At 35.7% G+C, this 12,835-nt stretch carries 14 protein-coding genes and 1 pseudogene; 8 read left to right on the top strand and 7 right to left on the bottom strand.

The features are described from left to right. Nucleotides 1-55: 55 nt before the first annotated feature. Both JCM9157_RS06565 and JCM9157_RS06560 read right to left on the bottom strand, forming a co-directional pair. Nucleotides 56-649 carry a polysaccharide deacetylase family protein gene (locus JCM9157_RS06565; RefSeq protein ID WP_035663214.1) on the bottom strand — a complete coding sequence of 198 codons (594 nt, stop codon included), beginning with the start codon at nucleotides 647-649 and terminating at the stop codon, nucleotides 56-58. 54 nt (nucleotides 650-703) lie between these two features. Next, entirely contained in the window at nucleotides 704-964 is a 261-nt protein-coding gene (locus tag JCM9157_RS06560) for a metal-sensitive transcriptional regulator (RefSeq protein ID WP_035663212.1), read from the bottom strand. A gap of 161 nt (nucleotides 965-1,125) precedes the next feature. Between JCM9157_RS06560 and JCM9157_RS06555 the strand changes: the two genes are divergently transcribed. The 4 genes from JCM9157_RS06555 to JCM9157_RS06540 all read left to right on the top strand — a co-directional run bounded on the left by JCM9157_RS06555 (nucleotide 1,126) and on the right by JCM9157_RS06540 (nucleotide 3,674). Beyond that, entirely contained in the window at nucleotides 1,126-2,355 is a 1,230-nt protein-coding gene (locus JCM9157_RS06555) for a DNA polymerase IV (protein ID WP_035663211.1), read from the top strand. Then, nucleotides 2,352-2,693: a YolD-like family protein gene (locus JCM9157_RS06550; protein ID WP_035663209.1), complete on the top strand. Its 342-nt coding sequence runs from the start codon at nucleotides 2,352-2,354 to the stop codon at nucleotides 2,691-2,693. Before JCM9157_RS06555 ends, JCM9157_RS06550 begins: the two co-directional genes overlap by 4 nt. A 77-nt stretch (nucleotides 2,694-2,770) precedes the next feature. After that, the gene (locus tag JCM9157_RS06545; RefSeq protein ID WP_035663207.1) at nucleotides 2,771-2,977 is read left to right on the top strand and encodes an alpha/beta-type small acid-soluble spore protein; all 207 of its coding nucleotides are present in this window, start codon (nucleotides 2,771-2,773) and stop codon (nucleotides 2,975-2,977) included. Between the two features lie 190 nt (nucleotides 2,978-3,167). Further along, nucleotides 3,168-3,674 (top strand): cupin domain-containing protein, encoded by a 507-nt coding sequence (locus JCM9157_RS06540; protein WP_035663204.1) that lies wholly within the window; start codon nucleotides 3,168-3,170, stop codon nucleotides 3,672-3,674. Nucleotides 3,675-3,843: 169 nt separating this feature from the next. On the opposite strand, the gene JCM9157_RS06535 is transcribed toward JCM9157_RS06540, so the two are convergent. Beyond that, a complete protein-coding gene (locus tag JCM9157_RS06535; protein WP_035663202.1) occupies nucleotides 3,844-4,641 on the bottom strand; it encodes an ABC transporter ATP-binding protein in 798 nt (265 codons plus the stop codon). A 280-nt stretch (nucleotides 4,642-4,921) separates the two neighbouring features. Here JCM9157_RS06535 and JCM9157_RS06530 point away from each other — a divergent pair, with 280 nt between their 5' ends. Beyond that, complete coding sequence (locus JCM9157_RS06530) at nucleotides 4,922-5,512, top strand: LOG family protein (RefSeq protein WP_035663199.1); 591 nt, start codon at nucleotides 4,922-4,924, stop codon at nucleotides 5,510-5,512. Between the two features lie 23 nt (nucleotides 5,513-5,535). On the opposite strand, the gene JCM9157_RS06525 is transcribed toward JCM9157_RS06530, so the two are convergent. Both JCM9157_RS06525 and JCM9157_RS06520 read right to left on the bottom strand, forming a co-directional pair. Continuing rightward, on the bottom strand, nucleotides 5,536-7,644 hold the full coding sequence (locus tag JCM9157_RS06525; RefSeq protein ID WP_035663196.1) for a peptidoglycan D,D-transpeptidase FtsI family protein: 2,109 nt from the start codon (nucleotides 7,642-7,644) through the stop codon (nucleotides 5,536-5,538). Nucleotides 7,645-7,857: 213 nt separating this feature from the next. Then, a complete protein-coding gene (locus JCM9157_RS06520; protein WP_035663193.1) occupies nucleotides 7,858-8,250 on the bottom strand; it encodes a thiol-disulfide oxidoreductase DCC family protein in 393 nt (130 codons plus the stop codon). A 446-nt stretch (nucleotides 8,251-8,696) separates the two neighbouring features. Here JCM9157_RS06520 and JCM9157_RS06515 point away from each other — a divergent pair, with 446 nt between their 5' ends. Beyond that, nucleotides 8,697-10,175, top strand: a complete 1,479-nt coding sequence (locus JCM9157_RS06515) for a methyl-accepting chemotaxis protein (RefSeq protein WP_035663191.1) — start codon at nucleotides 8,697-8,699, stop codon at nucleotides 10,173-10,175. 45 nt (nucleotides 10,176-10,220) lie between these two features. On the opposite strand, the gene JCM9157_RS06510 is transcribed toward JCM9157_RS06515, so the two are convergent. Both JCM9157_RS06510 and JCM9157_RS06505 read right to left on the bottom strand, forming a co-directional pair. Beyond that, nucleotides 10,221-10,655 carry a hypothetical protein gene (locus JCM9157_RS06510; RefSeq protein ID WP_035663190.1) on the bottom strand — a complete coding sequence of 145 codons (435 nt, stop codon included), beginning with the start codon at nucleotides 10,653-10,655 and terminating at the stop codon, nucleotides 10,221-10,223. A gap of 204 nt (nucleotides 10,656-10,859) precedes the next feature. Then, the gene (locus tag JCM9157_RS06505; protein WP_035663189.1) at nucleotides 10,860-11,504 is read right to left on the bottom strand and encodes an MOSC domain-containing protein; all 645 of its coding nucleotides are present in this window, start codon (nucleotides 11,502-11,504) and stop codon (nucleotides 10,860-10,862) included. A 148-nt stretch (nucleotides 11,505-11,652) separates the two neighbouring features. Here JCM9157_RS06505 and JCM9157_RS24885 point away from each other — a divergent pair, with 148 nt between their 5' ends. Both JCM9157_RS24885 and JCM9157_RS06500 read left to right on the top strand, forming a co-directional pair. After that, nucleotides 11,653-11,823 (top strand): hypothetical protein, encoded by a 171-nt coding sequence (locus JCM9157_RS24885; protein ID WP_162831755.1) that lies wholly within the window; start codon nucleotides 11,653-11,655, stop codon nucleotides 11,821-11,823. Nucleotides 11,824-11,996: 173 nt separating this feature from the next. Then, nucleotides 11,997-12,814: pseudogene (locus tag JCM9157_RS06500) on the top strand (Cof-type HAD-IIB family hydrolase). Nucleotides 12,815-12,835 lie beyond the last annotated feature (21 nt).

Below are 12,835 nucleotides of genomic sequence, written 5' to 3'. Positions count from 1 at the left end.
TCTTCTCCAAAAGAGGAAAGGATTATTTTATAGCATTAGAAAGAGACTATCGCTTTTATATGGTAGTAAAATGATAGCCTTTTTCTTTTAAGTGTTTAATAACTGATGGTAAAATCGTCAGTGTTTGTTCAAGCTCATGAAGTAAGATGATGGAGTGGTCCTGAATATGTTCCGTAATATTATTGGTGATTATTTCTGGTTCGCTTTTTAAATTCCAGTCATATGAAGAAATATTCCACATAACCAATTTCATTCCGAGTTGTGAAACGGCTTCTAGTGTATCTTCATTGTATTGACCGAATGGTGGCCGAAAAAACTTGACTTCTTGTCCTGTTATCCGTTCAATGATTTCTTTGCTTTTCTTCAATTCGCTCATCTGCTGTTCAAATGGTAATTTTACAAGGTTCAGGTGACGATGGGAATGCGTCCCAATCTTATGTCCCTCTGTTAAAACACGTTGCCACGGTCTTTTATAATGAAGCAATCGTGATTGCCAAAAAAACATGGCAGGAACGTTCTCATTTGCCAGCACATCCAAAAAACGATCTAAATATTTACTTGGTCCATCATCAAACGTTAAAAGAATTTGCTTTTTTTCGTTGCTGTTCAGTTGATGAATGACTCGTTTTTCTTCTCTGAAGTTGTACACAACCTCTTCTTTTACAATTCAAGGGCTTCTCCTCATAAAATTACTCCTCTCACACTAACGACTTTTCACTAATAGGTTGACTGCTTCTTGAATTAACTCTTCGGTACCTTCTCCCTTTGTAATCTGCTCTCTCACACAATGCTCTAAATTGGTACTCACTACTAAACCGATTGTACGGTCTAATGCATTTCTGGCCGCCGACATTTGTGCTACAAGGTCCTTACAGTCCTTTTCTTCTTCCATCATTCGGAGTAATGCCCTAACTTGTCCTTCTACACGTTTTACTCTGTTTTTCATTTGATCATTGTATTGCATTTTGATTCACTCCTTTTTCTTCATTACTTTATCATATTTTATACATCTAGAGGTACTTATCAACTTCATAGCCTTTGCCACAAAATGTATGTTGAATAACGAACATACTTTCGCATATAATATACACACAAACAAATGTTCTTATTCGGAGTGTGAATTTGATGAAAACAATCTTTCTTGTTGATATGCAATCTTTTTATGCTTCCGTAGAAAAAGCAAGATATCCACATTTACACGATAAACCGCTAGTCGTTTCAGGAGATCCGAAACGACGATCTGGAGTCATTTTAGCAGCATGTCCGCTCGCTAAGAAAAGTGGAATTAAAAACGGAGAACGACTGTGGGAAGCGCAGCAAAAATGTCTAGATTTAGTTATCGTTCCTCCAAGAATGCAAGACTATATTAATATTTCAGTGAAAATTACAGCCATTTTAGAAGAATATACAGACTTAGTCGAGCCCTTTTCCATTGACGAGCAGTTCATGGACGTAACGGGTAGTCAAACATTGTTTGGAGAACCATCTGAAATCGCTCTTAAAATTCAAACACACATTTGGAAGGAGACACGAGTTCGGGCCAGAATCGGAATCGGTGAAAATAAAATTTTAGCGAAGATGGCCTGTGATCACTTTTCGAAAAAAAATGAGTCTGGAATTTTCTGGCTAAAAAAAGAAGAGCTCGCTACTACATTGTGGCCACTCCCTGTTGAAAAAATGTTTGGGGTCGGTGGCCGTATGGCTAATCATCTAAGAAATATGGGTATTCGAACAATTGGTCAACTTGCAGATGTCCCGCTTAAACGTTTAAAAGATCAGTGGGGTATTAATGGGCAAGTCCTTTGGATGACGGCTCATGGTGAGGATTTTTCACCAGTTACAACAGCTTCACATGATGGACAAAAGGCTATTGGACATGGAATGACACTCCCACGTGATTACATAAGTCTTGCTGAGATTCGCGTTGTCTTACTTGAGCTATGTGAAGAAGTTTGTATGCGAGCACGAAAATCAAATATGATGGGGCAAACCGTAACGATTAGCGTTAGCGGGGCTAGTTATGAAGTTCGAACTGGCTTCCATCGACAAACCACCTTATACGAGCCTACCAATTACGTAATGGATGTGTTTCAAACAGTTGAAAAGCTTTTTTTGCAATTTTGGGATCGTCAACCAATTAGGCGCCTCGGTGTTAGTTTAACTAAACTTTGCCCTGACAGCGAATTACAACTTAGCTTATTTGATACAGAAAGAGACAAAAAATTAGAGCTTGGCTATGTAATGGACGGAATTAGAGAAAGGTATGGTTCGACCTCGCTTATCCGAGCATCTTCTTTAACGAAGGCAGGCCAAGCATTTGAACGGGCGAAAAAGATAGGAGGACATTATAAATGAATGAGCAACTGCAACGTGGAAATTTATTATGGGAAAGTAGTCGGATGTTTTTACCTGAACATAAACAAGCATTACTTCAACGCAAAGAGGAACTTAAAAAAGTTGAAAAACCAAGCCTTGATGAACAAGAATTAGAGGAAATTAGCCAAATCGTTCTCGACTCTTTGAAACATGAGTTAGATGTGAAGGTAACTTATTGGAAGGATGGCTTCTTTCGCGAATTAACTGGTATTATTGATAAAGTTGATTTACAACTAAAAAGAATTAAAGTGAAGATCGGTGAAGAGATTGACTTCATCGCCATTGATTGCGTGAAATCAGTTGTACGAATGGAATGAATTTCCCTTTATTTCTTTGAATAGAGCTCAAAAAAACCCACATACTAGAACCATAACAACGAAAGAGGTGATACATCATGGCAAGCAACAACAATAGTTCAAATCAATTACTAGTTCCTGGAGTACAACAAGCTTTAGATCAAATGAAGTATGAGATTGCACAAGAATTTGGTGTTCAACTTGGCGCTGATACTACCTCTCGTGCTAACGGTTCTGTTGGTGGCGAAATTACAAAACGCCTTGTTCAAATGGCTGAACAACAATTAGGCGGTTCACAATTCTAATTTAGAAAAAATACCTTAGCCCACACAAATTCGTTTAAATAGCAGTTTGAATCCTTTTGATTCAAACTGCTTTTTGATTTTCCTCAAGAATGGCATGTAGATGTCAGCAAGATCGTACACATTCATTGATTCTTTTGTAACCTTTTGGTTAACTAATAGAGACGACAATCATTAGGAAGGGGTTTTTCCATTGCAGCAAAACGAAGCTGAATATTGGATTACACATTTAGGACTTGAAGCACATCCTGAAGGAGGCTATTTTAAACGCTCATTTGCCTCTAAAGAAGAAATTTCCGAAAAAGAAAGAAAGCTTTATACAAGTATATACTTTTTACTGCGCGCTGGTGACGTCTCGCATTTTCACCGTTTAAAATCAGATGAACTTTGGTATTTTCATGCAGGAAGTTCCATGTCAGTACATATTATCCATGAAAATGGTGAATATGAAGAAGCAAAATTAGGGCTTAACCTAGACAAAGGAGAAGTACCACAAGTATTAGTACCGAAAAACTCCATTTTTGGCTCTTCACTTTCAGAAGATAAATCATTCTCGTTAGTAGGATGCATGGTAGCACCAGGATTTGAATATGAAGACTTTGAGTTGTTTACGCAACAAGATTTATTGAAGGATTATCCGACCCACCATGAAATTATTTCTAAGTTAGCTTACGAAGAGATACCAGATTTTGAAAAATAAACTGAATTACAACAGACCACTATCATACCTTAAGAACTGAAAAAACAGATTTCCATTTTACTCTCATCCTCGTCTGATACGAGGGGATTCAAGAAAGTAGCAATGGTTTCACAAGTTGCTTAGAGACCACTAAATCGGTGAGGAACATACCTTTTTAGTGGCCTCTTTCTTAAATTTTCTTAAAACTGACCCACGGCCTGTTCTCTTGCCATCTAATTGAAACTGGTAATTGAAACGTTGTCGATAAATTCGACTCTGTCAAAGTCTCGTGTTTATCACCCTGGGCCACTATTTTTCCTTCTTTAATTAAAAGAGCATGAGAAATTGCGGGTACCACTTCTTCTAAATGATGTGTGACATACAATAAAGTAGGCCCACCTGTTACACTAGCTAAACGACCTATCGTTTCTAATAATTGCTCCCTTGAGAAAAGATCTAAACCATTACAAGGTTCATCTAAGATTAAAAGTTCAGGTTGACTCATTAAAGCACGTGCTATGATAACACGTCTTTTTTCACCTTGAGACAGTTTCATAAAAGATTGCTGAGCCAAATGTGCTATTCGTAATTCTAACAATAATTCCTCGGCCTTATTTCGGTCAGCTTGAGACACGTCTTCATACAACCCAATTGAAGCATACTTCCCACTAATTACAACCGATAACGCGGTATCATTGCCTCTGCTAGCATATCTTTCATCGACACCAACACTTACCCAACCAATTGATTTTCGTAATTCTGGAATATTCGTCTGTCCAAATTTTCTACCTAAAACAGCAACTTCCCCTTTAGAAGCCCATTGATAACCTGTTATTAGATTTAGTATAGATGTTTTTCCTGAGCCATTTAAACCAAGAATAGCCCAATGTTGTCCCTTACTAACTTCCCAAGAAATCTGTTCTAAAATGGTTTTCCCATCTCTTCTCCACTGTATATCTTTTAAGGTAACGACTAATTCTTTATTCATGTTTAACCTCCTAACACGCCACTTTTATAATTCGACTAATAATGCTATTTGTTCCTGCAAAAGCTTCTAATTAATTAGTCTTGGTGTCTCTATTTTTACCATCCTAAACGGCTCCATCACAATATCATCCAAGTACTTTACTTGCTGTAAGAGAAAGTAAATAGCCATTACTTTTTGCAAAAACAGCCAACACAAATAAATGTATTTAGCCCATAATTTACAAATGATCGCCTATCCTTTATTCTAAGGTAATAGAGAATCTAAAGAAGGTGGAATTTAGATGTTTCAAAAAATATGTGTGTTTTGCGGTTCAAGTTTCGGACAGGATAAAGCTTACTTAACAGCTGTCAAACAATTTGCTGAAGCTTTAATTGTTAACGAAATCAATTTAGTGTATGGCGGAGGAAATGCGGGATTAATGGGAGAATTGGCTCGCTCCGTTTTAGAAAAAAAGGGGGAAGTAGTAGGTGTCATTCCCAAAAAAATACATGAGAATGTCGAGCACGTTGAACTTACCGAATTATTTATTGTAGACGACATGCATCAAAGAAAAGCGAAGATGTATGAGTTGGCTGATGGATTTGTAGCTCTTCCTGGCGGGATTGGCACCATTGAAGAATTAGCAGAAGCACTAACGTGGCAACAAATTGGTTATCATCAAAAACCTATCGGAATATTAAATGTTAACCACTTTTATGATAAACTTCTTTCTCTATTAGATCATATGAAAACAGAGGGATTCATTAAACAAGACTTCCTAGACAACCTTATTGTTTCAGATGATCCAGAAGATTTACTTCATAAAATGAAAAAGTTCAAACCGAACTATATAAATAAATGGGAAAAAGAGGATGTCTCAAAAAATTCTTGATTTTTTGAGACATCCTCTCTCCTTTATTCTTCTTCCATAGGTTCATCCACCACTGTAGGACCATTTCTATAACCTTGCATCTCAAAAAAACTATCCAATGCCTTTTTAGAAATTTTTTGAGCAATCCCTTGGGCGCCTCCATGACGTTCCAACCTTACGTTCGGCACAACAACAGCGAAAGCTATTTCAGGGTTATTGTAAGGTGCATAGCCCACTAACGTCTGAGTATTTCCATCAATAATTCTTCTATTATCTCCTTCACCAACCGCTACTTTTACCTGAGCGGTACCTGTCTTTCCTGCAGGCTGATAAGAAGCACCTGAAAAACGAGACTGTGCAGTACCCCTTGTCATAACACCTCGAAGTCCTTCTTGTACCCTGCGTATATGAGCATCACTCATATCAACTCGATTTAATATAGTTGGTTCAAACTTTTGAATAACAGCCCCAGGATCACTTTGATTAATAGAAGGATCACGGATTTCTCTAACAAGACGCGGTTCCATCCTATAGCCGTCATTGGCAATCGTAGCAATGTACTGTGCTAACTGCAAAGTTGTATAATTATCATATTGCCCAATTAATAAATCTAGCAAATTCCCTCCAACTGTGGCTTGACCTTGAAGACCAGATGAATAATTCGGTAAATCAATGCCCGTTTCAGAGCCTAATCCAAATTGATGAAAACTGTTACGAACATCACTGTATGCTTTTTGAATGGAATCATTGGACCAACCACATCTTGCATTAGGCGCCGTATAACGACAATTAGCCATTCGCATCCCAATTTCAAACATATAGACATTAGAAGATTGCTCTAGGGCTCTGCGATCATCTATCCAACCGAAACCACTAGTATTCCAAGATCTTTTTACAGGAGTACCGGGTAAATAGACCGGTCGATCATTAAATTGAGTTCCGGGAGCTGCGACTCCAGCATGAAAGCCTGTTAGTACGGTTGCCGCTTTAACTGAGGAACCCATTTCAAAAACCTTATTTACATTGCCATCATGATCCGCAAACGTAGTCCTATCTGGTTTGCCATCGTCATAAAATCCAGCCATCGCCAAAATGTCACCTGTTGCTGGATCCATTAATACAGCATAAGCAGAACGATCTGATATAAAAGAATTTCTTCCAGCAGCACGCATTTCTTCAGCGATAATCTCTTCAAGTCTTTGTTGAAGTTCCATATCGACTGTTAACACTAGATCGTTTCCTCTTTGACCAGGCCTCTCATTAATCGAATCATCAATGGTTTGTGTCCCTTGTCGTGTTGTAACTCGCTCAATAATTGCCTTTTTTCCCTTTAATACATTTTCATACTGTAATTCTAAATAGCTAGTTCCCACACTATCAGAACGATCATAGCCTCTAGTTAAGTAGTAATCAATTTTTTCACTTGGAATAGAGTTAACAGAACCAAATATTGATCTGAAAGAATCACCATAAGGATAAATCCTACTGGAATCTCGTGATATATCAATTCCAGGTAACCGATCCAGATTTTCACTTATTACATGCTTTTCTTCCATTGTAATACGTTGTTTTATTTTTTGTGCAGAGTTAGCGTATCCTCTAACCATTTCACGATAAATAGCCAACACCTGTAAATCAGTAGGTGTCAATGATTCTACATCTTCATCTGTAATTCGTTCAATTTCAAGACGATATTCTTCAGAAACATTTTTAAGTGAGCCTCTCTCTTCTTTACTCACTAATTTATAGCGTTCTTCTTCTGTCATATTAAGCAAAAGATAATCTTTACGATCTCTTACCGTAACACGACTACTCTCTTCTTCCATATCTACCAATGGTTCAAGTTCCCTCGCAATAGCTAACATTGTTTCAGCTCTCGTAGATTGAGAAGGGTTCGTATATGTAATAGAATACTCAACTTGATTGTCTACAATAACATGCCCGTAACGATCGTACATGATGCCTCTTGGTGCTTCTTGACGATCTGTCGCCTCAATAACCCTTCCGAGTTGACTGATAAATTCTTCACCTTGAACGATTTGTACAAAACCTAATCTAAGAATAAGTCCAGAGAATAATAGAAACACAAAAAAGAATAGAACATTAAGCCGAAAAGACAAATGATTCTTTTTCTTTTTATGTTTTTTCTTCATAAATAGCCACTCCTTGCAAATTTTACGTTTCAAATTAGACTGTTTCTTCCAATATTTAGTTTAACATAATTACACATAATATATATAAATTTTCCAAATTTGTTTATTCCACATAAATACTTTCACATTCTCTAAATCAACCTAAACAAAAAAAAGACTTATTAAATTTAATAAGTCTCCGTTTTCCCTAACAAATCTATTAGGTAGTTAAAATTACTTTAACAACCGCTCACGTAAGTCTTTTGATGGCAAATTACACAATTCTGTTTTCCCAAACCACCGGTACCTGTTTTTAGCGAAAATATCGTAAGCCCTGTCTCTTATAGGTCTCGGTATAATGATAAGTAAATAAAAAAGTTTCCAAACTCCTCTTAATCTCCTTGAAATTCGTAAAGCAGCAGTTGATTTAATGTAAACGTGACTGTCTTCAATTAAAACGAGACTGTCTACAGTTGGAGCAACATCGTATTTTCTAATAAGATTTTTGCCTGTTTCACTTTTAAGAGCAGCAAAAGCAAATACTGCACTAGGATCACGTTTATAAATAAATTGGACACTCCCGTGGCAAAAATGACAAACTCCATCAAATAATATAATGTATTTCATGACTAGCCTCCCAGAAACACAGCATCCTTTAATTAAGAGCTCCTGTGTCCTCCAACATTTCGATGCGGACTCAGGATGCCTTATTCAACAAAAAACAGCTATTTCCCCTGCCTTGGCGGACACAAGATTCCTTATCAGCTAAATTCACTCGCTTTTTCAGCTCTTTTTTCAGCAAATAAGGTACCTGGGGACCGTTCTCACTCTCAAAACACCCTGTTTCTCATCAATAAGAGCTCCTGTGTCCTCCAACATCTTAAAGCAGATTCACTATATCTTATTCCATACAAAAAGTACTTGAATTAAGTTCATGTTACTATAATACCGACTAAATTAAAATTATCCAATTCATCAAATGACACAAAAATTATAAATTTTTAAAAAACAGTTAACAAAAGTTAATTTTATGTCGATATAAAGATATATTTTAAATAATTGGAGGAACTAACTTGATAACTGAAACTGAGGTACATAAACGGAACAATTTAATTACAAAGTTACTATGGTTTTCATTCTTCTTAGGCTTAGCGAGTAGTTTTCTAAGTGGATTAACAGCTTCAGCACTGATTGCTTATATAGTGTCAGGATTAACAGTGGCAATTCTTATAACATTCATTTGCTGGAAACGTTTTCTCGTTTTGTATGTGCAATACTTTGCAATAATAGGTTTAGCTATCATTACAGTTGTTATGGCATCGACTTCACCGAAATTAACAAATTACTTAATGATTTATGTAACTCTAGCTTTGATTTCTTTATATCATAATTACAAATCCATTGCCGCTGCAGGCGTAATTGGTTTAGGGCTTTCAAATTACCTCTTTCTTACTTACCGCGAAGAAATGTTCTTTGGTGTAGGAAATGACTATCTTATCTCATTAAACATCTTCTTCATAGTTATTACTTTAGTGTTAATTGCTCAATCTCGAATTGGACAATCGATGCAAGCGAAGATGAATGAACAGCATTTACACCTTGCGAAAGAAAAAGAAAAAGCAGATCACTTAATTGAAGAGATTGGATATACAGTTGACATGCTTTCAACCTTTAGTCATAAAACGAAGAATAATGTAACAGCGACTGGTAGTATTTCTGATGAGATTACGATTGCCTTTTCTGAAGTTGCCAAGGGAGTTGAATCTCAAGCTGCTAGTGTACAAGAAATGAATGAATCATTACATTCAACAAACAACACAGTAACTTCAGTCTCAAATTCTGCAACTCAAATGAAGGATATATCAGACCTAACACTAACTGTTACACAACAAGGTAATCAACAAATCTTCTCTCTGACAACTAAAATGGAAGAAGTTAACTCGATTATTTCTCAAACAGTTAAACTAATAGAAGATTTAAGCTCACAAAATAATCAAATTAGTTTTATACTCGACCAAATTACGAATGTATCTGACCAAACAAACCTGTTAGCATTGAATGCTGCAATTGAGGCAGCAAGAGCTGGGGAACATGGGCGTGGTTTTTCGGTTGTAGCAGATGAAGTTCGTAAACTAGCTGAGGACAGCAAGAATTCAACCATTGAAATCTCAACTATATTAAGCTCTATCCAAGAAAAAACAGCTTCTTTAAATTCTCAAATTAATAATAGCCAATCAGTTGTGTTACAAAGTATTGAAGCAACAAAAGAAACAAAAGAAGGCTTCACTAAAATTCTCGAGAACACAGAAAATGTAGTGAAACAGTCAACAAATGTCGAAACGATGCTCCTTAACTTAAAGACGGATTCTAATCATATATTTGAAGAAATTTCTTCTGTTTCAAGTATCACTGAGCAATCAAGTGCTTCTGTCGAAGAAATTTTAGCAAGTGTTGAAGAACAACATAAAAGAATCGGAGAAATTGTTAGTAGTTTTTCAGAATTAGAAACCTTAACAGAAAAGTTAACAAAACTTATAAACAAAAATAACTGAGAAAGGTCTAAACCTTTCTCAGTTATTTTTACATTGAATGAAAATTTAATTAGTCGGTAGTCGATCTATAAATTCCATTACCCTTGCTTTCACCAATTCTCTTTCAGCTTCATTAAATTCCTCTTCGAAAAAAATCGTTGATGGCTGATCTAATATTTCTTCACGTTGATGATCCGTTAATGTATCATTCAATTTATTTAAGGTCGATTTCGAATGAAGAATAACAGTTTTCACATAATTACCGTTTGGATCAAAATGATCTTCAATCGCTTTAATATCAGCCTTTAACATATTTCTCGTTTCTGAAGTAGTCGTAATTGAATTGACTATTTTATAACCTGATTGATCATAGGCTTTTGATTGATCACTTAATTCTAACAAATCAATTTGAAAGACTTCTACTGCTTCGTACGTTTGTGTATTACAACCAGATAAATACAGTAAGCAAGTAAAAGAAACTAAACACATAAAAGATTTCATCATTAGCTCACTTCACACTCTAATCAACTTTGTCATAAATTTTTTATACTCACTTAGTACCATTAACTATTGTAATCTAGTAGATCTTCGGATTTTTTCCCATTAATTTAACAATTTCATTATATCATCATCATAATAACCACAACCATCACAACGATAATTAAGTTCATATGATTATCAATTTATCAAATACAGTACGTGAAATTATTTGATCTGAATGTTACGTTTCCAAGACTCCGCAAGTTCTTCCAAATTCGTTAACTCAACTTTAGCTTTCATGTTCGCTTTATCATGATAGGTTATCTGATTAATATATGCAATACTAATATTAGATGAGCGCTTTTTTAGGATACAACGGTCTCTAACCGAGATATCGCCTTCTTTCAAAATTCTCAAATAATAACCAGAGTATCCTGTTTCTTGAATATAAAGAGGGAGTTTTACAACATCATGACGTTTTGCTACTTTGTAACAAGGCATTCTTGGCTGACTTACTTGAACAAGCGCTTCTCCTATCTCCCAAATATCACCAATGTTTGTATCTGTCTCAAGCATACCAGCTAGAGTAATATTTTCACCAAAAGAGCCCATCGGAAAATCTTTATTAAGTTTATTTTGCCAATATTGATAATGCTCAAAAGGATAAACACAAAGAGCTTTATCAAAGCCTCCATGGTTTACAAGATCAGCCTGCTCATCACCTTGTAATCCATTTTTCGTAAGAGACAAGATATCTTCTAATACCGGGCTTTTGTATATAGCCGAATTGATTTCTCTTTCTCCAGTATCTGCAATGTTAATAGATTTTCCTATGTTTAATGATATGATCGTGCCCGTTTTTATTTCCATGTTATATACCCCCCCCTGCTGCTACGATTATTCATTCATTTCGACAAAAAAACGTCTTTTCCTTTAAATTCCAACTTTTTAAATTAATTAAGTATAAATAAAAAAATAAAGGTAAATATTGTAATAAATTTGAAAAGGAGGTTACAAAATGGATGTAGAAATGTCTGCCGAACAAGTGATGATGACCATTCAACAACTAAATGCTGCAGGTGAAAATTTAAGTAAAAAAAAGATCAAAAAAACACACCCTCAGCTTATGCGAAGTGCACTTCACTTTTTTCCGGACTGGGATAATGCGATTGAACGAAGTAAATTATAGTTATAGTAGAATACTGTCCCTCTTTTACATCAAGTAACCACTTACCAATAGAGCAAGCCTTCCACTGGCTTGCTCTTTTAATTCTATATAAAAAACATTATGAAATAGACTAGTTCAGAAACAAAATTTCCTTTATAGTAAGAGTATCTTTAAAACTAGAGAGGATTATTTAAATGGATTATAAAATGATTGTCTTAGACTTAGATGATACGTTGCTACGCGACGATCATAGCATTTCTGAACGAACAAAGAAAGCATTAATGTCTGCTCAACAGCAAGGAGTTAAAGTAGTGCTAGCATCGGGACGACCTACATATGGTATGCATAGCATTGCTGAAGAACTTTCGCTCAAAGAATATGGTAGTTTTATTCTATCCTTTAACGGAGCCAAAATTATAGACGCGAAAACAAAAGAGGAACATTTTAGTAGCACTCTTCCCCCTAACATTGTTCATAAACTTTATGATATAAGTCAATCTGAAGGTGTTGGTATACATACCTATGTAGAAGACTGGATTATAAGTGAGAATGAACATCCTTACACATTAAGAGAAGGAGAAATTACTGGACTTCCTGTCAAAAAAGTAGAAAGCTTCGTTCAATCGGTAACAGATCCTGTTGTAAAAGTCTTAATGGTCGAAGAACCAGAAAAGCTAATTCAAGTAGAAGAGAAACTAAAAAAAGAGTTTGATGGCAAATTAAGCATTATGCGTTCAAAACCTTATTTCTTAGAGTTTCTTGAAGCCGGAGTCACAAAAGGCACAAGTTTAGATGTCCTGATTAAAACAATGGGTATCAAACGCGAAGAAGTGATTGCGGTAGGAGATAGTTATAATGATTTAGCAATGATTGAATTTGCAGGTCTTGGAGTAGCATGGGGAACGCACCAGATGATATTAAAGAGATTGCTAATTATGTGACTGATTCAAATATGAATGACGGAGTAGCGAAAGTAGTAGAGAAATTTATTCTAGCCCCAGTTCAAAATTAATAAAAGCGCCTACTCAAACGG

Source organism: Halalkalibacter akibai JCM 9157, from assembly GCF_000513135.1.
Taxonomy (GTDB): Bacteria; Bacillota; Bacilli; order Bacillales; family Bacillaceae_D; genus Halalkalibacter; species Halalkalibacter akibai.
Note: the sequence above shows the minus strand (reverse complement) of the source record. Positions and strands in the feature narration are given on the sequence as shown.